Here is a 20,555-nt window from a genome sequence, read left to right on the forward strand (position 1 = left end):
TCACTATTTTCAAGGGAGCCCCCATGAAGTGCTTGTCACCGCTGACCCTGTTCACGGCATGCAGCCTGCTGGCAGCACCGCTGTTCGCCGCCGAGGAAGCCCCCCAACTGACGGGCTGCGCGGCCAAGCGCCAGGACATCAGCGCCCGGATCGAACTCGCCAAGGCCAACGGCAACAGCGACCAGCAAGCCGGGCTGGAAAATGCCTTGAGTGAGGTATCGACCACCTGCGCCGACGCCTCCTTGCTCAAGCAACTTGAACAGAAAGTGCTGGAGGCCAAACGCGACGTCAGCCGGCGCCAGTCAGACCTGACCAAAGCGATGAGCAAAGGCGACCCGGACAAGATCAACACGCGCAAAGACAAACTCGCCGAGTCGCGTAAAGAACTGCATGACGCTCAAGTGGAGCTGGAGAAGGTCGAGCCGAACTATGATTGATACACCGCAAAGCAGTGTGTCAATCACTGCACATCAATGATCGCGAAACTCTTTATGGCATGCCTCGCACGCATCTTCGACCTTCTGCACCGCAGGGCTCAGGGTGCTGGCCTTGAAGGGCTTGGCATTGGTGGCGAGCACCAGTTCCCCGGTGGCCGATTCGAGTGACCGGGCCAGTTCCTGGAAATGTGCCTGTTTTTGCCAGACATCATCCTTGGCGCTGGTATGGTCGGCTTCCTTGACCACGGGGAAATGCTTCCACGGCTCGTGGGCCAGGCTGTCGAGCTTGATCGCGCCGTCGGTGAAGCGCTGGCCGTCGAACGTCACGCGGCCACGCAGCATGCCGCCCAAGTCTTCGCTGGTTTTGAGCATCTCTTTGAAGATCGCCTTGCGCTGACCCAAAGGTGAATTGGGATCAACCCCGCCACAGGCGCTCAAGGTCAGGCAGGCCAGCAATACCACGGAAAGTCTTTTCAAGGTCATGATCGCTACAGGCTGGTGGAAACGGCGGCCAGTATCCTCGGCTCATCGCAAAAGACCAAGCGTACCGTTGCCGCAGCAGGAACTTCTCTTAGGCGGAAACGATGAACAACGTCACGATAACCCCCATGCCAATTGCCCAGGCCAGGGAGCGCAAAACTGCCAGGTCCGCCAGGTAAAAAATGATGTACAGCAGACGACTGGTGATAAACAGCACCGCCAGCACATCAATGGTGACCGCTTGGGCGTTACCGACGATGTCGGCAATGATCACTGCGGCGGCAAACGCTGGCGTCACCTCAAAGCTATTGAGTTGCGCTGCATGCGCACGCTTGGCAAACCCTTCAAGATTGTCGAGAAAGGTGCGCGGGTCATGGTTCTCCCGCAGGCCGAACTTGCCGCCACTGAACTTGGCCACGCCGATACATAGGTAAGGCAGGCATATCGCGATCAATATGCACCAGAAAGCAGGAGTCATAAGCAAATCCTTATAGTTTCAGCTTCATTAGAAGCATGCCGAGCAACACTAGCCCACACGCTAAGAGCCTGGGCCGACCAAAAGGTTCTTTCAGGTAGCGCATGCCGAACAACACCACCAGCACCACACTGATTTCGCGCAAGGCCGCAGCCTCTGCCACCGACCCCAGCTGCATGGCCCATAGCACCAGAGCGTAGCTGAACAACACACACAACCCGACGCCTAGCCCAAGGCGCCACTGCTCGCACCAAAACAGGGTAAACGCCTGACGCTTGTTGCATATCGCCAACAATGGAAACGGCCAGGCACTGATCAGCGTCAGCCATACCAGATAGTCCAGTGGCTGCGCGCCGATCCTGAGTGCCTGGCCGTCGATCCACGTGTAGCAGCCGATGCATAGGCCGATCAACCCAACCACCGGCAGCATCGACCAAGGCAAACGCTCGCCGCCACCACCCTGCCACAACAGGCAGACCATGCCGCACGGGATCAATAAAATGCCGAGAATTTGTTGTGTGCTCAATTGTTCGCCAGCAAACATCAGCGTCAACCCCAACACCACCAGGGGTGAAAGCCCGCGCATCAACGGATAGACCAGGCCCAGATCGCCCACTCGGTACGCCCTGATCAGCAGGCCACGATAAACCAGTTCGAAAGCGGCCGAGGCCAGCATCCACGGCCAGACTTCAGCAGGCGGCGGTGTCACGAAAGTAAGCGCCAATACGGCGAAAACCAGAGCGACCCCATCCATGCTGGCGATGACCAATAGCCGTTCGCCACTGAATTTGATCAGGGTATTCCAGGTCGCATGCAGGAGGGCTGCAATCAACACCAAAGCCGTCGCCAGCACTGGCCGCTTCCTTGTTCAAAAGGGTCGTTATCCGGGAAGTTACCGCCGGGAGCAATTGATTCGCCATCTACCAGCAGCTGGATATACTGACACCGATTACGTCACACCCCCGTTGCGCACCCTAACTATTCCAATAATTTTGCTTCTACGGACTCAGCCTTTACCGGATCGAGTTCAGTCGCTCGCCTGCGCACGCCTGATCGGGACGTCAAGACTATCGACATATCCCTTAAGACGGAGCCTCTACACATGCCACTCGCTTTGCTTGCACTCGCCGTTGCCGCTTTCGGTATCGGCACCACCGAATTCGTGATCATGGGCTTGCTGCCCGAGGTCGCCAATGATCTGAGCGTCAGCATTCCTGACGCCGGCCTGCTGATCACCGGCTACGCGTTGGGCGTGGTGTTTGGCGCGCCGATCCTCGCCATTGCTACCGCGAACATGCCGCGCAAAGCCACATTGCTGGGCATGACACTGATGTTCATCCTCGGCAATGTCCTCTGCGCGCTGGCGCCGACCTATGCCACGCTGATGGCCGCACGGGTGATTACCGCCCTGTGCCACGGTGCGTTCTTTGGCATTGGCTCCGTGGTGGCGGCAGGGTTGGTCGCGCCGAACAAACGCGCGCAGGCCATCGCGCTGATGTTCACCGGATTGACCCTGGCGAATGTATTGGGCGTGCCGCTGGGCACGGCGCTCGGGCAATACGCAGGCTGGCGTTCAACCTTCTGGGCAGTGGCCGTAATTGGTGTGATCGCGGTGATTGCGCAAATGGTCTGGCTGCCCAAGGAGATCCCTATGGAAAAGGGCAATCTGGTCACCGAATTCCGCGTATTGGGCAAACCCAATGTATTACTGGCGCTGGCGATGAGCGTCCTGGCGTCGACCAGTCTGTTCAGCGTATTCACCTACATCGCCCCGATTCTGCGCGACGTTACCGGTGTCACCCCGCACGGCGTGACCTTCATGCTGCTGTTGTTCGGCCTGGGCCTGACCGGCGGCAGCATGCTCGGAGGCCGACTGGCCGACAGTCGTTTGCTGCCTGCGCTGCTAGGAATGTCGATTGCCGTCGTACTGATCGTGGCCTTGTTCAGCCAGACCAGCCATTCGGTCATTCCCGCTGCCATTACCCTGCTGCTGTGGGGCGTGGTGGCGTTCGCGTTGTGCCCGATTCTGCAGTTGCTGATCATCGACCAAGCCAGCGATGCGCCGAATCTGGGTTCAACCCTCAATCAAAGCGCTTTCAACCTCGGCAACGCGGCCGGTGCCTGGATCGGCGGCCTGGTGGTTGCCAGCGGCGCCGACCTTGCCGACCTGCCGTGGACGGGCGCAGCCGTCGGGGTATTGACCGTACTAACTGCGCTGTTCTACCTCTATTTGCAGCGGCGTCAGGCGCAAATAGTCAACGCCTGATACTCAGCCGGGTCTACGACATCCTCAATGAGTGTCGCTGTCCTTGAACTGGTCCTTCACGTAGGTGATTTCGGTCTTGCCGTGCGGGGCTGGCAGGCCGTCTTCACCGAGGTTGACGAAGACCAGCTTTTCCACTGTGAGGATGCTTTTGCGCGTGATTTTGTTGCGCACCTGACAGGTCAGGGTAATCGAGGTCCGACCAAATTCGGTCGCAGTGATGCCCAGCTCAATGATGTCGCCCTGCCGCGAGGCGCTGACGAAGTTGATCTCGGAAATGTACTTGGTTACCACCCGTTGATTGCCCAGCTGGACGATGGCGTAGATCGCGGCTTCTTCGTCGATCCAGCGCAACAGACTGCCACCAAACAGCGTGCCGTTGGGGTTGAGGTCTTCGGGTTTAACCCACTTGCGGGTGTGGAAATTCATGCTCACTCCTGACCGTATTGCCAATTGATGGCGCTAATAATGGCAGACCCGGCGCGTTACCTCTATCGGGCATCGGCTTACGTAGCGATTAGTTTTTTGCAGGGTTATGCGATGGAAAGGTCTTGGGCTACGCCTCGAGCACGGCTATAATCGCCGAGCTTCAAAAACGGTCACCGTCGGCTCGATTGTCTAAACAGCCCATGACCGTTCCCGCCACCTGTCCGAGGGGCGCTGCAGCAGGCTTGTCCTGTCAGGCTCGGATGGGGCGTTGCTTGATCGGCTGACCTTACTGAATCAGTCCGGACGAGCCTTAAACGCACAACGGCGCCCATTCGCACACTACGAATGGAGACTCTAAATGAGTGCTGTAATCACGCCTGCAGATTTTAACGACTACAAAGTCGCCGACATGTCCCTGGCTGCCTGGGGCCGTCGCGAAACCATCATCGCCGAATCCGAAATGCCTGCCCTGATGGGTCTGCGCCGCAAATATGCTGGCGAGCAACCGCTCAAGGGCGCGAAGATTCTCGGTTGCATCCACATGACCATCCAGACGGCCGTGCTGATCGAAACCCTGGTTGCTCTGGGTGCCGAAGTACGCTGGTCGTCCTGCAACATTTTCTCGACTCAAGACCAGGCTGCTGCTGCTATCGCGGCTGCCGGCATCGCGGTTTACGCCTGGAAAGGCGAGACCGAAGAAGAGTACGAGTGGTGCATCGAGCAAACCATCCTTAAAGATGGCCAGCCTTGGGACGCCAACATGATCCTCGACGACGGCGGCGACCTGACCGAGATCATCCACAAGAAATACCCGGCGATGCTGAACAAGATCCACGGCGTTACCGAAGAAACCACCACCGGCGTACACCGCCTGCTGGACATGCTGGCCAAGGGCGAGCTGAAAATCCCGGCCATCAACGTCAATGACTCGGTGACCAAGAGCAAGAACGACAACAAGTACGGCTGCCGTCATAGCCTGAACGATGCGATCAAGCGCGGTACCGACCACCTGCTGTCCGGCAAGCAAGCGCTGGTCATTGGCTACGGCGACGTGGGCAAGGGCTCTTCGCAGTCGCTGCGCCAGGAAGGCATGATCGTCAAGGTTTCCGAAGTTGACCCAATCTGCGCGATGCAAGCGTGCATGGACGGTTTCGAACTGGTTTCGCCGTTCATCGACGGGATCAACGACGGCACTGCCGCCAGCATCGACACTGCACTGCTGGGCAAGATCGACCTGATCGTGACCACCACAGGTAACGTCAATGTCTGCGACTCGAACATGCTCAAGGCCCTGAAGAAACGCGCGGTCGTGTGCAACATCGGTCACTTCGACAATGAAATCGACACCGCTTTCATGCGCAAGCACTGGGCATGGGAAGAAGTGAAGCCACAGGTGCACAAGGTTCACCGCACCGGCGCTGGCACCTTCGATCCGCACAACGATGACTACCTGATCCTGCTGGCCGAAGGCCGTCTGGTAAACCTGGGTAACGCTACCGGTCACCCGAGCCGGATCATGGACGGTTCGTTCGCTAACCAGGTACTGGCGCAGATCTTCCTGTTCGACCAGAAGTACGCCAACCTGGCACCGGCACAGAAAGCCGAGCGTTTGACGGTTGAAGTACTGCCGAAAAAACTCGACGAAGAAGTGGCGCTGGAAATGGTCCGTGGTTTCGGTGGCGTGGTCACTCAGTTGACCAAGCAACAAGCCGACTACATCGGCGTGACCGTTGAAGGTCCGTTCAAGCCGCACGCCTACCGCTACTGATTGATCAGGTAGCCCGCTCCCCATAGGAGCGGGCTTGGTCTGGGCCGCATCCGGATGATCGGCCGCGTAGCGGTCGTCGCGATCAGACACGCGAACCGATGTGGTTTCAGCATTTTGAAGGTCGTTCCGACCTTATCGCGGGCTTGCCCGCTCCTACAATGAGATCGGCGTCCATGTCTAACGACCGTCGCTTCAGCTTCGAATTCTTCCCGACGAAGACCGATGCAGGGCATGAAAAACTGCTCACCACGGCCCGTCACCTGGCCAGCTACAACCCTGATTTTTTCTCCTGCACCTACGGTGCCGGTGGCTCGACCCGCGACCGCACGATCAGCACCGTGCTGCAGCTGGAAAGCGAAGTCAAAGTCCCTGCGGCCCCGCATTTGTCCTGCGTGGGCGACAGCAAGGCTGACCTGCGCGCACTGCTAACGCAGTACAAAGACGCCGGGATCAAACGCATCGTCGCCCTGCGCGGTGACCTGCCCTCAGGCATGGGCATGGCCAGCGGTGAGCTGCGCCACGCCAACGATCTGGTGAGCTTCATTCGTGAAGAGACCGGCAGTCACTTCCATATCGAGGTCGCCGCCTACCCGGAGATGCATCCGCAGGCACGCAACTTCGAAGACGATCTGCAAAACTTCGTGCGCAAGGCCAAGGCCGGTGCCGACAGCGCTATCACCCAATACTTCTTCAACGCCGACAGCTACTTCTACTTCGTCGAGCGTGTGCGGAGGATGGGCGTGAACATTCCTATCGTGCCGGGCATCATGCCGATCACTAACTACAGCAAGCTCGCGCGCTTCTCTGACGCCTGCGGTGCAGAAATCCCGCGCTGGGTCCGCAAGCAGCTGGAAGCTTACGGCGATGACGTGCAAAGCATCCAGGCGTTCGGCGAACAGGTCATCACACAAATGTGCGAGCGCCTGTTGCAAGGTGGCGCACCAGGGCTGCATTTCTATACCCTTAACCAGGCAGAACCCAGCCTGGCGATCTGGAATAACCTCAAGCTTCCACGTTAAAAACCAATCTAACGTGATCATCTTGCGCGTGTAACATCCAGCACGTTGAATCAGCCGGATCTCGCCTCATCGAGACTCGGCTGACACCTTGGACTACGTGACTACTTCCAGCGATGTTTCGCATGGCTGCTGTTGGCAAGATGATGCAACGCCGACATGAACAGAAGTGATCCATTAGCCGCAGAGGTCCGATCCGGCGCTTCTATTTAGGCAACGTCCGTCGTAATCTCAGGCGATGTCTCACATTGTCCGACTCCTGACTGCCCTGGTCCTCACTTGTCTTAGCTTCACTGCTTTAGGCGAAAAACTGCGCATCGTCACCGAACCCTGGGCACCTTACGTGTACATGGAGGATGGTCAGGCACGCGGGCTGGACTACGAAACAACGTCGATCATCTTCCAGCGCCTGGGCATCGAAGTGGAGTGGCATTTTCTGCCCTGGAAGCGTTGCCTGGCGATGCTTGAACAGGGCCAGGCCGACGGCGCACTGGATATTTTCCAGAACGCCGAGCGCACTGATTCATTGCTGTACCCCAGCGAACCTCTGTCCGATGTCGAGTTCGTGCTGTTCTACGCCAACGCCCGTCCCCACCCGTTTCAAAGCCTGGAAGACCTGCGCGGCCTGACCGTAGGGGTTTCGCCGGGCTATCTTTACAGCCCGGAATTTAGGGATTCACCGCTGTTCACCCGTGAAGAAGCGCCCACCCATGAAGCCAATTTCGGCAAGCTTCTGCGCGGGCGGATCGATCTGGTGATTACCGACCGCCGTGTCGGCCAGTATCTGCTTGATGAATTGAAGGTTCGCGAGCAAATCAGCCAGTTGCCAACCGTCATCAGCCGTGAGCCGCAATACCTTGCTCTGCGCAAAAATGTGGGCATGGACCTGCTGGTGCAGCGCTTTGGTGCCGAGCTCAAACGCTTCAAACGCGAACCGGCGTACGCCGAGTTGAGTGCCCGCTATGCTGGCGAGGCGACGCCAACGGCTACCACGTTGCTCACCACGCCACTGCAGCCGGCGTCTGCGCCTGAAAAAACCGTTGAGCAGCAGGAAAGCAGCGCGTTGTGATTGCTCTGTTATACTCCGGCATTCCCGCCAGGCTTACGCCCGGACGCTCGGCCTTGCATAAGGCATCTCGATCACGTCAGTCGCGACTTTTCTTTCCCGCGCCGATATGCCGAGACGCACGTCAAGACCCAGCAGGACCGGACGGGATTGCGTCCTCTAAACGCCATTCACGCCAGGCAAGACCTTCTCAATGGGCCCAGCCCTAACTAAAACAGGATTACTCATGTCCTTTGCTTCCCTCGGTCTCTCCGAGGCTTTAGTCCGCGCCATCGAGGCAGCGGGCTATACCGAGCCTACTCCGGTGCAACAGCGGGCCATTCCCGCCGTGTTGCAAGGTCGCGACCTTATGGTTGCGGCGCAGACAGGTACTGGTAAAACCGGCGGCTTCGCCCTTCCGATTCTGGAACGGTTGTTCCCCAACGGTCATCCGGACAAATCCCAGCGTCACGGCCCGCGCCAACCGCGCGTTTTGGTCCTGACCCCAACCCGCGAGCTCGCGGCGCAAGTACACGATAGCTTCAAGGTGTATGCCCGGGATCTGAAGTTCGTCAGCGCCGTTATTTTTGGCGGTGTCGGCACGAACCCGCAAGTCCAGGCCATGGCTAGAGGCGTTGACGTGTTGGTGGCCTGCCCAGGCCGTCTACTCGATCTGGCCGGTCAGGGCAGCGTCGATTTGTCCCGCGTTGAAATTCTGGTGCTCGATGAAGCCGACCGGATGCTCGACATGGGCTTCGTGCATGATGTGAAGAAAGTCTTGGCTCGCCTGCCTGCCAAGCGCCAGAACCTGCTGTTCTCGGCGACCTTCTCCAACGACATCACGGCCTTGGCCGGCAAGCTGCTGCACAACCCGGAACGCATCGAAGTCACGCCGCCGAACACCACGGTCGAGCGTATCGAACAGCGCGTATTCCGTCTGTCTTCGAGCCATAAACGCTCGTTGCTGGCGCATTTGATTACCGCAGGTGCCTGGGAACAGGTGCTGGTTTTCACCCGGACCAAGCACGGTGCAAACCGTCTGGCTGAGTACCTGGACAAGCACGGCCTCACGGCGGTGGCGATCCACGGTAACAAGAGCCAGAACGCCCGAACCAAAGCACTGGCTGACTTCAAGGCTGGCCAGGTGCGGATCATGGTCGCCACCGATATCGCCGCGCGCGGTCTCGATATCGACCAGCTGCCCCACGTCGTCAACTTCGAACTGCCGAACGTCGACGAAGACTACGTGCACCGTATCGGCCGTACAGGCCGTGCGGGCCGTAGCGGCGAAGCGATTTCGCTGGTCGCGCCGGACGAAGAGAAGCTGCTCAAAAGCATTGAGCGCATGACCAAACAGAAAATCGCCGATGGCGACCTGATGGGCTTCGATATCACAACGGTTGAAGCAGAGAAGCCAGAAGTACGTGAGCGTCCGGATGTGCGTAACCCACGCGCACCCCGTGGCCCTCGCGGCGATGGCCCGACCGGCAGTGGCGGTGGTGGCGGCCGTAAGGATAAAGGCAAGGACAAGGGTCAGGAAAAGCCGGCAGCCGCCGCACGTCCTGAGCGTCCAGCCCAGAAGCCGCGCGAGGGCACACCTGCCCGCGAGCAGCGTCAGGCAACCCCGCGTGCCGACCGTGCCCCGGACGAGTTCCTGGACGACGAAGTGGATAACTTCGGCAACCGCGCTGACTACGTGAGCCCGTACCCGAATAAAGGCCAGAGTCGTGGTCGTCGTCCGGGCGCTCCGGCACCTGCGGCTACCGCAGGCGGTGCAGCACCTGCTGCTCGCGCGCCAAGCTCGGGTCGCCCAAGCGGTCCTCGCACCGGCGCTGGCTCGACCACGGGTACACCGCCTGCCGCCCGTTCTGGTCCACGTAACGGCGCGCCACGCGATGGCCAGGCCCGTCGTGACGACGCGCCACGCAATCGTCGCCCTGCCGCCGCTCGCGATGATCAGCCCGCACGTCAGGAACCTGTGGTCAAAGGTCCTCGCGAAGGTGCACCGCAGCCGAAGATCGTGCACAAAGAGTCAAAAAGCGATCGCTTCCCGTCGGCTGATCAACTCGACCAACTGCCAAGCCGTCCACGTGGCGAGAAACCCGCATTGCTGACCCGCAACCGCGAAGGTTAAAGCCAGACACGCTGCATAAAAAAACGCCCCGACCGGGGCGTTTTTTTTGGTCTGGATATCATGCGACTCCAGACATAAAAACGCCGACCCAAAGGTCGGCGTTTTTATGTTGCGAGCAAACCTTACTTGGCTTGAACGCCTTCAAACGAGAAGATCAGCTCAAGTTCCTGGGTTTTAGGGCCCAGATCTTTCTGAATCGCGAAGTCCTTCAGCTTGATAGTGGTGGTGCCTTCAAAGGCTGCACGGTAGCCGCCCCATGGATCTTTGCCTTCGCCCAGGAAATGCGCAGCGATCACGACTGGCTTGGTCACGCCGTGCAGTGTCAGGTTACCGGTCACGTCAGCCGTGTCGGTGCCAGTCGACTTGACCGAAGTCGATACGAATTTGGCTTCCGGGAATTTTGCTACGTCCAGGAAATCAGGGGTGCGGATGTGCTTGTCACGTTCAGCATGGTTAGTGTCGACGCTGGCAGTTTTCAGCGTGACATTAATCTTGCTGGCTTCCGGGTTCTTCGCGTCGAAGCTGAAGGTGCCGTCCCAGTCCTTGAACGTGCCGTAGATGTAGCTGAAGCCCAAATGGCTGATCTTGAAGTTAACGAAGGCGTGCTGGCCTTCCTTATCGACTTTGTAATCAGCGGCCATCACTTGCCCGGCGGACAACAGAGCAGTACCCAGAGCCAGAGCGGCGAGCGTCTTCTTCAACATGCGTTTATTTCCGTTTAGGTTGAACATTAGTCGCGACCCAACATGCGCGTAAGGGTCGCATCGCGATCAATAAAGTGGTGTTTCAATGCGGCCAGGGCGTGAAATCCAGCGAAAATCACCAGTGCCCAGGCCAGGTACTCATGAACAGCGCCCGCGACGTCTGCCTGATCGGGGATGCTGGAAATCAACGCCGGCACCTCGAACAGATCAAACACCGGAATCCCCACACCGTCGGCGGTGGAAATGAGGTAACCGGCAAACATCACGGCAAACAAACCGACATAAAGAAACAGATGTCCGAACTTAGCCCCCCATTGGACGAGCCGACTCTGAGCGGACAGTGCAGGAGGTGGCAGGCTGATGAAGCGCCAGACCACCCTGACCACCATCACAGCGAACAAGGTAAGACCGATGCTCTTGTGCAGGTCAGGAGCCGCTTTGCGCCAGGTATCGTAGTAGTCGAGGTCGACCATCCACAGACCCAGTGCGAACAAACCAAAGACAACAAGCGCCACACCCCAGTGCAGCAAGATGCTGACCAGACCGTAACGAGAGGAGGAGTTGCGTAGCTGCATCACAGTTACCTTCAAAAGTGGGTCTCAGACTAACTTTTTATCTATCGAATGAAAGCGCAAAATTTCGCTTTGAAATATCGAAAAATACGATCATAGGCTGACTCCTTTCAGCCGGATGCCAGCATCCCGTTAATGCCCGACCGACAATACTGCACCGTGACAATCGGACATTCGATCCCGATGAGTGGCACCACATTGTCATTCTGCGTCACAAGAGGTTGTTCCGCAGCCACGCATTGCATAGGCTTGCGCGATTGTTTGCCCTCGCGCCATGCGAGTTGCCACCCGGAGATTGCCAATGGGCCTGAATAACCAGTGGATGCAACGCGACCTTGCGGTGCTGTGGCATCCGTGCACCCAGATGAAAGACCACGAAAGCCTGCCGCTGATCCCGATCAAGAGCGGCAAAGGCGTCTGGCTAGAAGATTTTGAAGGCAAGCGTTACCTGGATGCCGTGAGCTCCTGGTGGGTCAACGTGTTCGGTCACTCGAACCCGCGCATCAATCAACGGATCAAAGATCAGGTCGACCAGCTGGAGCACGTGATTCTTGCCGGTTTCAGCCACCAACCGGTGATCGAACTGTCCGAGCGTCTGATCAAGATGACGCCCGAGGGCCTGACCCGCTGCTTCTACGCAGATAATGGTTCGTCCTGCATCGAAGTCGCGCTAAAAATGAGCTTTCACTACTGGCTCAACCGCGGCCAGCCGAATAAAAAGCGCTTCGTCACTCTGACCAACAGCTACCACGGCGAAACCATGGCGGCGATGTCGGTGGGCGACGTGCCGCTGTTTACCGAGACGTACAAAGCGCTGCTGCTCGACACCATCAAGGTGCCGAGCCCGGACTGCTACCACCGGCCTGAAGGCATGGGCTGGGAAGAACACTCGCGCAACATGTTCGCCGCCATGGAGCAGACCCTGGCTGAGAACCACGACACTGTCGCGGCGGTGATTGTCGAGCCGTTGATTCAGGGCGCGGGCGGCATGCGCATGTATCACCCGGTGTACCTCAAGCTGTTGCGCGAGGCCTGTGATCGGTATGGCGTGCATTTGATTCACGACGAAATCGCCGTCGGCTTCGGGCGCACCGGAACGATGTTCGCGTGCGAACAGGCTGGCATCCGTCCGGACTTCCTCTGCCTGTCCAAAGCCCTGACCGGTGGTTATCTGCCCTTGGCGGCGTGCATCACCACCGATGACGTGTACAACGCGTTCTACGATGACTACTCGACCCTGCGCGCCTTCCTCCATTCGCACAGCTACACTGGCAATCCGCTGGCGTGTGCGGCGGCACTGGCGACGCTGGACATCTTCGAGCAAGACAACGTCATCGAGAACAACAAGGCCCTGGCGCAACGCATGGCCAGCGCCACCGCGCATCTGGTCGATCACCCCCATGTCGCCGAAGTCCGTCAAACCGGCATGGCGCTGGCCATCGAGATGGTGCAGGACAAAGCCACTAAAGCCGCTTACCCCTGGCAAGAACGACGCGGTTTGAAGGTGTTCCAGCATGCCCTCGAACGGGGTGCCCTGCTGCGGCCGCTCGGCAGCGTGGTGTATTTCCTGCCGCCATATGTCATCACCCCGGAAGAAATCGACTTTCTTGCCGAAGTGGCCACCGAAGGCATCGACATCGCGACCCGCACCAGCATCAGCGTTGCGGTGCATGAAAACTTTCATCCAGACTTTCGAGATCCAGGCTGATCCCTTGTGGAAGCGCACTTGCCCGCTCCTACAAGGACCTAAACACTTTCAGAGAACGAACATGAGACTGTCCCGCTTTTTTATCGATGCGCCCTTGAGCCTCGGCGAGCACGAGCTGCCAGAAGCCCAGGCGCACTACATCGGTCGCGTATTACGCATGGCCGAAGGTGACGCGCTGCAAGTATTCGACGGCTCGGGCAGCGAGTTTCGCGGCACATTGCTCGAAGTGGGCAAGAAGCGCGTGCGGGTGCAGCTGAATGAACAGTTTGCCGGGCAAATCGAATCGCCGTTGCGGATTCATTTGGGGCAGGGGCTGTCACGCGGCGAGCGTATGGACTGGGCGATTCAGAAGGCGACCGAACTGGGCGTCAGCGAAATCACGCCCATCGTCAGTGAGCGTTGTGAAGTTCGCCTCAAAGATGAGCGTGCAGAAAAGCGCCAGGCCCACTGGCAACAGATTGCGATCAGCGCGTGCGAGCAATGCGGGCGCTCTGTGGTGCCGGTGATTCATGCGCCCATGGTGCTGGCTGACTGGATCAAGAAGACCGAAGCCGACCTGAAGCTGGTATTGCACCCGGTCGCAGAACCGCTGACCAGCCACAACAAACCCGGCACCCTGGCCTTTTTGATCGGCCCGGAAGGCGGGCTTAATGATGCCGAAGTCGATCAGGCCCAGGATGCGGGCTTCCACGCCGCCCGCCTCGGCCCGCGCGTACTGCGCACAGAAACCGCACCCGTGGTCGCATTGAGCGTGGCGCAGCAATTGTGGGGTGATTTCTAAACTGTCGTACCACACCATCCGTAGGAGCTGACTTGTCTGCAATCCAGTGCGGAGCGCTGGCCAAGATGGTGAGTTCACCACCGCTGGAAGGTCCTTCGGGTCGAGCGCGACCCAGGCTTATCGCAGACAAGGGGGACCAAGCGCCTACGGGTTATGTGTCAAAGCACATAAAACATGATTGCCACAAAGTGCAGCAAACTGCCGGCGATCACGAACAAGTGCCAGATACCGTGCCAATGCCGGAAGCGGCTATCGAAAGCAAAAAAGATAATCCCCACGGTATAAAACACCCCTCCGGCCGCCAGCCAAGTGAAGCCCGCCGTTCCCAGCGCAGCCATCAGTGGCTTGACTGCCACCAGCACGATCCAGCCCATCACCGCGTAGATCACGAGGGACATCACGCGCGCCTCGGAGCGTGGTTTGATCTCCTGCAACATGCCGATCACCGCCAGTCCCCAGACAACCCCGAACAGTGTCCAGCCCCATGGTCCACGCAACGTCACCAGGCAGAACGGGGTGTAGCTGCCCGCGATCAGCAGATAGATCGACAGATGATCAACCTTTTGCATGATCACCTTCGCCCGTCCCCGGACGCTGTGATACACGGTCGATACGCTATACAGCAGCAACAAGGTCACGCCGTAGATCGCCGTGCTGACGATCTTCCATACATCGCCGTCCATGCTTGCCAGCACCAGCATCCAGACCGCACCGACAAAAGCCAGCACCGCGCCGACCAGATGCGTCCAGGCGTTGAAGCGTTCTCCGTGATACATGTTCGCAAACCTCCAAAAACACCGACTGCGCAAGGCTCAGGGTTCTACGCGAAAAGTGCAATGCCCCACGCGGGCCCACGCGATATTTTTAAAGCCCTAAATGCTGAAATCGCTTGCAGCCAGCACGCGCTGAGTTAGGCACAATCCACCTGCTCACATTATTGAAGAGCTACGAATAAGAGTCCCTGCCATGCTGATCGACGAAGAACTGACCCTCAAGAAGCTGGAGATCTTCCTGGCTTTTATGCGCACCGGCAATCTGGCGCGGGCGGCAGTGGAGCTGCAGACCAGCAATGTCAGTGTGCATCGGGCTATCCATTCACTGGAGAGCGCCCTGCGCTGCCCACTGTTCAAGCACGAAGGTCGCAACCTGACACCGCTCGAAAGCGCTTACGTGCTGGAAGAGCGCGCGCAGAAATTGATTCAGGACGTGGTCGCCACGGTGGAGTTGACCCGTCAGGCCGCCGGCTTTTCAGCCGCACGGTTCAAGTTGGGCTCGCTGTACTCGTTGACCATCAAGACAGTGCCGCAGCTGATCATGGGCCTGAAACTGCGTCGCAGTGAGCTGAACATCGATTTGATCATGGGCTCCAACATCGACCTGTTCTACAAACTGAAGAACATGGAAGTGGACGCGATTCTGGTATCGCTCAATGAAAGCGTCAACGATCTGGACTGCGAACACCTGCCGCTGTTTTCCGATGATATTTTCCTCGCCGCGCCCGCAGAGTCACCGTTTTCACAGCAAAGCGAAGTGGATTTGAGCGATCTGCGCGAAGCGACATTCATTACCCTGGCACAGGGTTTCGCGACGCATCAGGACGGGGTTCGAGTGTTCCAGCAGGCGGGCTTCGAGCCAAAGGTGGCGATGCAGGTCAACGACATTTTCACCCTGCTGAGCATGGTCAGCTCCGGGGTCGGTTATGCGTTGCTGCCAGGACGAGTGGCCGCCGTTTATGAGAATAGGGTGCGCTTGATTCCGTTGCAGGCACGCTATCGGATGCAGCAGCATATTGGTGTCGTGTTCCTCAAATCGAAGGAACGCGACCCAAACCTGCTGGCGTTTGTGGCCGAATGCCGGATGTACGCCAACCGGCATTCGCAGCCTGAGACTTGAAAAGCTTCGTAGCGGGACGCGTAGGTATAAGTGACTATGCGTCCCGCTGCGAATGGCGTTGTTACGCCCCCATAATCCCGCGCACGATGAAGTACAACACCGACGGCCCCAACAGGCAGCCCAACCCGGTGTGGAAGGTCGCGGTCAGGGCGCCGTAAGGCACCAGCCGACGGTCCGTCGCCGCCAGGCCTGCGGTCACGCCGCTGACCGTGCCGGCCAAGCCACCGAACACCATCGCCGAGCGCGGGTTATCCAGGCCCATCCAGCGTGCAGCCATCGGTGTGCCGACCATCACAAAAATCGCTTTGATCAAGCCTGTCGCGATGGACAGCGCCACCACATCCGAACTCGCGCCAATCGCTGCGCCGGTTACCGGCCCGACGATGTAAGTCACCGCACCTGCGCCGATGGTGGTCATGCTGACCGCATCACGATAACCGAACATCCAGGCGATGCTCGCGCCAACAATGAACGGCAGTGTGGTGCCCAATAGCAAGGCAACGACCCCTATCAATCCGGCCTTGCGCGCCTCACTGGCTTGCACTTCGAACGCTGTAGCGACAATGGCGAAGTCACGCAACATGGCACCGCCCATCAAGCCGATGCCCGAAAACAGCGTGAGGTCCGCCAAGCCTTTTTGTCCGCCCGTCATGGTACCGCCGACCCACGCCAGTACCAGCCCGATAACGATGGCAATGGCCGAGCCGTGAATGCGCCCGAACGTCAGTCTTCTTGAGATCACCACCGAAATCCACATCACCACGCCGATAAAGGCGAACGCAGTGACCAGGCCGTTATTTGCCAAACCTTTTTCCATGAGCGCCCACATATCAACGCCCCCCTACCGACGTCACACCGGGAATAAGCGTCGGCTCTTCGTCCGGCAAAGGTTCGCCCTTATGAGTTCGACTGATCAGCGCAATGGCACAAGCACAAACCACCACCGAGCCAATGGCCGCCAATACCGCAACCGGTCCACCGTGCAAGGCTGCGACCACGTTCTGTTGCGCGGCCATGGCGACCACGACAGGAATGTACATGGCACCCCAGAAACCCACGCCCAAGTCGCATTCCTTGGTCATACCGCCGCGGTTGTGCATCCACAGACGGGCGCAGATCAACAGGATCATGGCAATGCCAACCCCGCCCACATTGGATTTAACGCCCAGCAGCATGCCGAGCATATCGCCAAGAATGACGCCTGCCAGGGTGCAGATAGCCAGTAAGGCCACACCGTAAATAATCATTATTTTTATCCTCACATTGCGTTGCCGAAGTTGTTGTTTTTATCCTTCGCAGCTGGCGTACGGTCTAGGGGTTGCGGGTTTCCTCCTCTCGCAGCAGCGCACTCAGCGTATCCAGGCGAGCCCCTTGAAAGGCGACTGCCGCTCCTTGTTCGAACACTTTTCTGGCCAGGCACGTCAATACGGTGCCTGGCGGTAACTCGATCTGTAGACGCACGCCGCGCTCATACGCGGTTTGCACGGTGCTGCGCCAATCAATCACCCGGCACATGTTGAACGCCAGGTCGTCGCGTAATTTATCGGCGGTCAGCACCAACCGCGCAGTACTGCCGCTGAGATAGCGCAAGGTCGGGGCCTGCACAGACACTTTGGCAAAAGCCTCCGCCAACGTTACAGCGGGTTGCTCCAACAAGGCGCAATGAGATGGCACACTGACCGCCAGGCGCTTGACCGCCGAAGCACCGATTTTTGTTGCTCGCTCGGCGACCTCTGCCATCGCGCCATCGCTGCCCGCGATCACCAACTGGTTATCCGCATTGATATTGGCAAGATAAACCGGCGTGTCCGGGCCGTGAACCTGCCCGATCAACGCTTCGACAGCAGGTTGATCCAGCCCCATGATTGCAGTCATGCCGTAACCATGAGGGTAAGCACCCTGCATCAGCTCACCGCGCAGGGCCACCAGACGCACGGCATCGCCAAACGCCAGCGAACCGGCAATCACCGCCGCTGGATAAGCGCCGATGGACAAGCCTGCTACGTAATCGGGGGGGCTTGCGCGCTCGATCAGCACGCGGGCACACGCCACACCCGCAATCAACAAACACAACTGCACGGCGCGGCTATCGGCCAGGGCTTCGACCGAATCGAGTGCCAGTACCTCTTCACCCAGTTCGTCGCTGGCCTGGCGCAGGCAATCGCGGACCAACGTTTCGTCCGGCAAACGATGCAGCATGTGCGGCTGTTGCGCGCCCTGGCCGGGAAACACCATAAGGCTGCTCATGCGGCGTGCTCAATCAATCGCCAAGGATCACTGAGCAGACACGCGCCCTCAGAAGTTTTAAGCAGGACTTTGCGCGCTGGGCCAGCCCACTCGCGCAAGGCCATACCGCCGCCAGGGACTTGTAATTGCAGATCGATCCGGCAGCCCGTTCGCGTCATCGTCGCATCCAATACGCGGACCAGCTCGGCCGCCTGCTCGCGGCTGAAAAACTGTGGCGTGCGCAAAATCAAATCAAGGTCACTGTCACGATGCAGCGCAGCCAACCCGCTGGCCAGTTCAAAACCGGCACTGCCGCTGACGCCCCACACCAACCCCAGGTCTTCCATCAGCGGCCGAACCTGCGCCAGTGCTCGTAGCGCAGGCCAGTCGCGACCCTCTTGACTCTCCACATGAATGAGTTGCTCCGGCTGCACCTGGCGCTGGACATCAGCGCACTTGATCAGTGTGGCGTAGCGTTGTTCGCGCTGCTGACCACGAACACCGACCGCGATCTTATCCGCTGAGCACACCGCGCGACGCACCACCACCGGATGGCCAAGGCTCAACGCCTCGGCGACCCAGCTCGGCGCATCGTCAGCCAGCGCGTGCACAGGCAACCCCCAGAGCAAGTCGTGGGGCAGCACAGCAACGGAGGCGTTCATTTACCACTGCGTCCGGAGTAATTCACGCACCTTGGCAGACGCCGCACGGTTGCTCGCACCCAGGCGGCTGGCCAGGTCCGTGCCGGTCGTTTGCACATCCTTGATCGCCAGTGTCAGGCACGCCTGAACATGATCAATGTCTTGCGCCGTCGGTTGCTCAATCTGGCTGACGGACAGACTTTCCCACAGCAACCCGAGGGTCGCGTAACTGTCGATGTCGTAGGCCATTGGCGGCACGCTGGCGGCCAGTTTTTCCAGCTCCTCAACGGTGCGCAAGGTGACCCGGGCGGCTGAAGCCTTGCCCATGGCATGCACCATGACGCCCGGGTCACGCAGGGCAATCAGACGGTTGGCCTGATAACCATGAGCCAGAAAGGCACCGGACATGGCCTTGCCCACCAGTAAAGCAATCACCGGATGCCCGGCCAGACGCGCGCGCGCATAGCTGTCCACCGCACCGGCGAGGGCTTGATGAATGCCCAGCGCTTCTTCGCGCCGACCGTACGCCTGGCTCGGCACATCGACAATGACGATCAAGGCGCGCTTGTGCTCACTGCGCTGATCCCGCGTTATCACGTCATCCACCGCCTTGGCCAATCCCCACCCTTCAAGCAGCCCGACTTCGCCGTTGCGCGCCCGAGGGAAACGGTTTTCAGGGTCAGCGACCACCGCCAGAAAACGTACCGGCTGATCGCCCAGCATGCCGTCGGCCACCTTGAGCGATGCAGGCAAACCCACAACTTCAGTCGCCCCGCCACTCAACGCCAAAAACCAGTGCAACCCGCGTTGCGAATACTCGCTCATGGTTACGTACTCGCTCATGGCCGTTCTCCTTGATAAAGGGTGCGCACCGTCTGTGGATCGATTTGGGGTGCTGTATCCAGCTGCGCCAGGCGCTGCAGAAACAGTGCGTATTGACCGCTGCGTTGCTGTTCAGGCAAGCCCTGCTTGAGCCAGGTATCGACCTGACGCTGAATGCTCGTCACATCATCAATCGAGAAGCCATCTGCCAAGCCGCTGGCGAAGCGCTGCTCACCCCCGGTCAGGCTCCAGATGAAAGGTCGGTTGCGCGAGTCGTACTCTTCGATGCCTGCTTCCTGCTCAATCACCTGTGGTCCGTTCAAACCCAGACGGGCCTCGCGAGTCACCAATATATAGCTGCATAGACCGGCAGCGATGGACATCCCGCCGAAGCAGCCAACGCTCCCGGCAATCACACCAATCACCGGCTGGTACTGGCGCAAATCGACAATCGCCGCGTGGATATCAGCAATCGCCGCCAGCCCAAGATTGGCCTCTTGCAGGCGCACACCGCCGGTTTCCAGGAGCAACACGGCGGCGGTTGGAATGCCGTTACGGTTGTCCTCGGCGGCCAGTTCCAGCGCACCCGCAATCTTCGCCCCGCCGACTTCGCCGAGGCTACCGCCCTGAAACGCGCCTTCAATGGCGGCGACCACCACCGGCAGGCCGCCGATAGAACCTTTGGCGATCACCACGCCATCATCGGCCTGCGGCACAACGCCTTGCTTGGCCAGCCAAGGCGACATCATCCGGGCGAAAGGGTCGAGCAACTCACGGAAGCTCCCGGCATCCAGTATGGCGCGGGCACGTTGGCGAGCATTGAGTTCGACGAAGCTGTGCTGACGCAATAAACGCGCGTTGTCAGTCATGACCGATCTCCTCGAAACCTTGCTCCAGACGCAACCGCACCACACCCGGCGTCGCGCCGAAATCATGAATATCGATGGCCAGCGCGGGCGGCAATTGCCCGTCGAACATGCGCTCGAACAAGTGCTGCCAACGGGCGGCACTGCCGTTGACCGATGTCACCACCTGTATCGATAGCTTGCCCGGCTGACCCGGCTCAAGCAGGGCTTCCAGATCACCCGAACCGACACAACCCACCAACGCACGCCTCAGGGGCGGCTGCCCGGCAGGGAATTCAAAAGACAGGGTTTCCAT

23 protein-coding genes and 1 riboswitch are annotated in these 20,555 nt (G+C 59.1%); of the genes, 9 read left to right on the forward strand and 14 right to left on the reverse strand.

Features of this window, described 5'->3' with window-relative positions; genetic code table 11:
• The first annotated feature begins 23 nt into the window (after positions 1–23).
• Complete coding sequence (locus RHM55_RS13175; RefSeq protein ID WP_322176838.1) at positions 24–437, forward strand: DUF1090 domain-containing protein; 414 nt, start codon at positions 24–26, stop codon at positions 435–437.
• Between the two features lie 33 nt (positions 438–470).
• Here RHM55_RS13175 and RHM55_RS13180 read toward each other — a convergent pair whose 3' ends face one another.
• The 3 genes from RHM55_RS13180 to RHM55_RS13190 all read right to left on the reverse strand — a co-directional run bounded on the left by RHM55_RS13180 (position 471) and on the right by RHM55_RS13190 (position 2,245).
• Positions 471–920 carry a c-type cytochrome gene (locus tag RHM55_RS13180; protein ID WP_219064013.1) on the reverse strand — a complete coding sequence of 150 codons (450 nt, stop codon included), beginning with the start codon at positions 918–920 and terminating at the stop codon, positions 471–473.
• Between the two features lie 88 nt (positions 921–1,008).
• Complete coding sequence (locus RHM55_RS13185; RefSeq protein ID WP_322176839.1) at positions 1,009–1,395, reverse strand: MAPEG family protein; 387 nt, start codon at positions 1,393–1,395, stop codon at positions 1,009–1,011.
• A gap of 10 nt (positions 1,396–1,405) precedes the next feature.
• Positions 1,406–2,245 carry a DMT family transporter gene (locus tag RHM55_RS13190; RefSeq protein WP_322176840.1) on the reverse strand — a complete coding sequence of 280 codons (840 nt, stop codon included), beginning with the start codon at positions 2,243–2,245 and terminating at the stop codon, positions 1,406–1,408.
• A gap of 249 nt (positions 2,246–2,494) precedes the next feature.
• On the opposite strand from RHM55_RS13190, the gene RHM55_RS13195 reads away from it, so the two are divergent.
• Complete coding sequence (locus tag RHM55_RS13195) at positions 2,495–3,658, forward strand: MFS transporter (RefSeq protein ID WP_322176841.1); 1,164 nt, start codon at positions 2,495–2,497, stop codon at positions 3,656–3,658.
• 24 nt (positions 3,659–3,682) lie between these two features.
• Here the strand turns inward: RHM55_RS13195 and RHM55_RS13200 are convergent, their stop codons facing one another.
• On the reverse strand, positions 3,683–4,084 hold the full coding sequence (locus RHM55_RS13200; protein WP_322176842.1) for an acyl-CoA thioesterase: 402 nt from the start codon (positions 4,082–4,084) through the stop codon (positions 3,683–3,685).
• Positions 4,085–4,301: 217 nt separating this feature from the next.
• Positions 4,302–4,421: riboswitch (S-adenosyl-L-homocysteine riboswitch) on the forward strand.
• A 21-nt stretch (positions 4,422–4,442) separates the two neighbouring features.
• On the opposite strand from RHM55_RS13200, the gene ahcY reads away from it, so the two are divergent.
• From ahcY to RHM55_RS13220, 4 genes are all read left to right on the forward strand, one after another.
• Positions 4,443–5,852: an adenosylhomocysteinase gene (gene ahcY, locus RHM55_RS13205; RefSeq protein WP_322176843.1), complete on the forward strand. Its 1,410-nt coding sequence runs from the start codon at positions 4,443–4,445 to the stop codon at positions 5,850–5,852.
• Between the two features lie 173 nt (positions 5,853–6,025).
• Entirely contained in the window at positions 6,026–6,871 is an 846-nt protein-coding gene (gene metF, locus RHM55_RS13210; protein ID WP_322176844.1) for a methylenetetrahydrofolate reductase [NAD(P)H], read from the forward strand.
• A 235-nt stretch (positions 6,872–7,106) separates the two neighbouring features.
• Complete coding sequence (locus RHM55_RS13215) at positions 7,107–7,937, forward strand: substrate-binding periplasmic protein (protein WP_322176845.1); 831 nt, start codon at positions 7,107–7,109, stop codon at positions 7,935–7,937.
• A gap of 223 nt (positions 7,938–8,160) precedes the next feature.
• Complete coding sequence (locus RHM55_RS13220; protein WP_322176846.1) at positions 8,161–10,047, forward strand: DEAD/DEAH box helicase; 1,887 nt, start codon at positions 8,161–8,163, stop codon at positions 10,045–10,047.
• A 122-nt stretch (positions 10,048–10,169) separates the two neighbouring features.
• On the opposite strand, the gene RHM55_RS13225 is transcribed toward RHM55_RS13220, so the two are convergent.
• Both RHM55_RS13225 and RHM55_RS13230 read right to left on the reverse strand, forming a co-directional pair.
• The gene (locus RHM55_RS13225; RefSeq protein WP_219064003.1) at positions 10,170–10,751 is read right to left on the reverse strand and encodes a YceI family protein; all 582 of its coding nucleotides are present in this window, start codon (positions 10,749–10,751) and stop codon (positions 10,170–10,172) included.
• A 26-nt stretch (positions 10,752–10,777) separates the two neighbouring features.
• A complete protein-coding gene (locus RHM55_RS13230; protein WP_322176847.1) occupies positions 10,778–11,326 on the reverse strand; it encodes a cytochrome b in 549 nt (182 codons plus the stop codon).
• 298 nt (positions 11,327–11,624) lie between these two features.
• Here RHM55_RS13230 and RHM55_RS13235 point away from each other — a divergent pair, with 298 nt between their 5' ends.
• Positions 11,625–13,031, forward strand: coding sequence for an adenosylmethionine--8-amino-7-oxononanoate transaminase (locus tag RHM55_RS13235; RefSeq protein ID WP_322176848.1), 1,407 nt, complete (start codon positions 11,625–11,627; stop codon positions 13,029–13,031).
• Positions 13,032–13,092: 61 nt separating this feature from the next.
• Positions 13,093–13,812, forward strand: a complete 720-nt coding sequence (locus RHM55_RS13240; protein WP_322176849.1) for a 16S rRNA (uracil(1498)-N(3))-methyltransferase — start codon at positions 13,093–13,095, stop codon at positions 13,810–13,812.
• A gap of 158 nt (positions 13,813–13,970) precedes the next feature.
• On the opposite strand, the gene trhA is transcribed toward RHM55_RS13240, so the two are convergent.
• Positions 13,971–14,588: a PAQR family membrane homeostasis protein TrhA gene (gene trhA / locus RHM55_RS13245; protein WP_322176850.1), complete on the reverse strand. Its 618-nt coding sequence runs from the start codon at positions 14,586–14,588 to the stop codon at positions 13,971–13,973.
• 190 nt (positions 14,589–14,778) lie between these two features.
• On the opposite strand from trhA, the gene RHM55_RS13250 reads away from it, so the two are divergent.
• A complete protein-coding gene (locus RHM55_RS13250; protein ID WP_322176851.1) occupies positions 14,779–15,705 on the forward strand; it encodes a LysR substrate-binding domain-containing protein in 927 nt (308 codons plus the stop codon).
• 61 nt (positions 15,706–15,766) lie between these two features.
• On the opposite strand, the gene madM is transcribed toward RHM55_RS13250, so the two are convergent.
• The 7 genes from madM to RHM55_RS13285 form a co-directional block, all read right to left on the reverse strand.
• On the reverse strand, positions 15,767–16,534 hold the full coding sequence (gene madM / locus RHM55_RS13255) for a malonate transporter subunit MadM (RefSeq protein WP_322176852.1): 768 nt from the start codon (positions 16,532–16,534) through the stop codon (positions 15,767–15,769).
• Between the two features lies 1 nt (position 16,535).
• Positions 16,536–16,952 carry a malonate transporter subunit MadL gene (madL, locus tag RHM55_RS13260; protein ID WP_322176853.1) on the reverse strand — a complete coding sequence of 139 codons (417 nt, stop codon included), beginning with the start codon at positions 16,950–16,952 and terminating at the stop codon, positions 16,536–16,538.
• A gap of 64 nt (positions 16,953–17,016) precedes the next feature.
• A complete protein-coding gene (mdcH, locus tag RHM55_RS13265) occupies positions 17,017–17,952 on the reverse strand; it encodes a malonate decarboxylase subunit epsilon (RefSeq protein WP_322176854.1) in 936 nt (311 codons plus the stop codon).
• Positions 17,949–18,593 (reverse strand): malonate decarboxylase holo-ACP synthase, encoded by a 645-nt coding sequence (locus tag RHM55_RS13270; protein ID WP_322176855.1) that lies wholly within the window; start codon positions 18,591–18,593, stop codon positions 17,949–17,951. The genes mdcH and RHM55_RS13270 overlap by 4 nt, the downstream gene beginning before the upstream one ends.
• Positions 18,594–19,397 (reverse strand): biotin-independent malonate decarboxylase subunit gamma, encoded by an 804-nt coding sequence (gene mdcE, locus RHM55_RS13275; protein ID WP_322182916.1) that lies wholly within the window; start codon positions 19,395–19,397, stop codon positions 18,594–18,596.
• A 14-nt stretch (positions 19,398–19,411) separates the two neighbouring features.
• Entirely contained in the window at positions 19,412–20,263 is an 852-nt protein-coding gene (locus tag RHM55_RS13280; protein ID WP_322176856.1) for a biotin-independent malonate decarboxylase subunit beta, read from the reverse strand.
• Positions 20,256–20,555 (reverse strand): malonate decarboxylase subunit delta, encoded by a 300-nt coding sequence (locus RHM55_RS13285; protein WP_219063991.1) that lies wholly within the window; start codon positions 20,553–20,555, stop codon positions 20,256–20,258. The genes RHM55_RS13280 and RHM55_RS13285 overlap by 8 nt, the downstream gene beginning before the upstream one ends.

This window comes from Pseudomonas sp. MH9.2, assembly GCF_034353875.1.
Classification (GTDB): Bacteria; Pseudomonadota; Gammaproteobacteria; order Pseudomonadales; family Pseudomonadaceae; genus Aquipseudomonas.

Coding starts and splice junctions, on each gene's coding strand:
- RHM55_RS13175 (WP_322176838.1), top strand. CDS start 24: ATGAAGTGCTTGTCACCGCTGACCCTGTTCACGGCATGCAGCCTGCTG.
- RHM55_RS13180 (WP_219064013.1), bottom strand. CDS start 920: ATGACCTTGAAAAGACTTTCCGTGGTATTGCTGGCCTGCCTGACCTTG.
- RHM55_RS13185 (WP_322176839.1), bottom strand. CDS start 1,395: ATGACTCCTGCTTTCTGGTGCATATTGATCGCGATATGCCTGCCTTAC.
- RHM55_RS13195 (WP_322176841.1), top strand. CDS start 2,495: ATGCCACTCGCTTTGCTTGCACTCGCCGTTGCCGCTTTCGGTATCGGC.
- RHM55_RS13200 (WP_322176842.1), bottom strand. CDS start 4,084: ATGAATTTCCACACCCGCAAGTGGGTTAAACCCGAAGACCTCAACCCC.
- ahcY (WP_322176843.1), top strand. CDS start 4,443: ATGAGTGCTGTAATCACGCCTGCAGATTTTAACGACTACAAAGTCGCC.
- metF (WP_322176844.1), top strand. CDS start 6,026: ATGTCTAACGACCGTCGCTTCAGCTTCGAATTCTTCCCGACGAAGACC.
- RHM55_RS13215 (WP_322176845.1), top strand. CDS start 7,107: ATGTCTCACATTGTCCGACTCCTGACTGCCCTGGTCCTCACTTGTCTT.
- RHM55_RS13220 (WP_322176846.1), top strand. CDS start 8,161: ATGTCCTTTGCTTCCCTCGGTCTCTCCGAGGCTTTAGTCCGCGCCATC.
- RHM55_RS13225 (WP_219064003.1), bottom strand. CDS start 10,751: ATGTTGAAGAAGACGCTCGCCGCTCTGGCTCTGGGTACTGCTCTGTTG.
- RHM55_RS13230 (WP_322176847.1), bottom strand. CDS start 11,326: ATGCAGCTACGCAACTCCTCCTCTCGTTACGGTCTGGTCAGCATCTTG.
- RHM55_RS13235 (WP_322176848.1), top strand. CDS start 11,625: ATGGGCCTGAATAACCAGTGGATGCAACGCGACCTTGCGGTGCTGTGG.
- RHM55_RS13240 (WP_322176849.1), top strand. CDS start 13,093: ATGAGACTGTCCCGCTTTTTTATCGATGCGCCCTTGAGCCTCGGCGAG.
- trhA (WP_322176850.1), bottom strand. CDS start 14,588: ATGTATCACGGAGAACGCTTCAACGCCTGGACGCATCTGGTCGGCGCG.
- RHM55_RS13250 (WP_322176851.1), top strand. CDS start 14,779: ATGCTGATCGACGAAGAACTGACCCTCAAGAAGCTGGAGATCTTCCTG.
- madM (WP_322176852.1), bottom strand. CDS start 16,534: ATGTGGGCGCTCATGGAAAAAGGTTTGGCAAATAACGGCCTGGTCACT.
- madL (WP_322176853.1), bottom strand. CDS start 16,952: ATGATTATTTACGGTGTGGCCTTACTGGCTATCTGCACCCTGGCAGGC.
- mdcH (WP_322176854.1), bottom strand. CDS start 17,952: ATGAGCAGCCTTATGGTGTTTCCCGGCCAGGGCGCGCAACAGCCGCAC.
- RHM55_RS13270 (WP_322176855.1), bottom strand. CDS start 18,593: ATGAACGCCTCCGTTGCTGTGCTGCCCCACGACTTGCTCTGGGGGTTG.
- mdcE (WP_322182916.1), bottom strand. CDS start 19,397: ATGAGCGAGTATTCGCAACGCGGGTTGCACTGGTTTTTGGCGTTGAGT.
- RHM55_RS13280 (WP_322176856.1), bottom strand. CDS start 20,263: ATGACTGACAACGCGCGTTTATTGCGTCAGCACAGCTTCGTCGAACTC.
- RHM55_RS13285 (WP_219063991.1), bottom strand. CDS start 20,555: ATGGAAACCCTGTCTTTTGAATTCCCTGCCGGGCAGCCGCCCCTGAGG.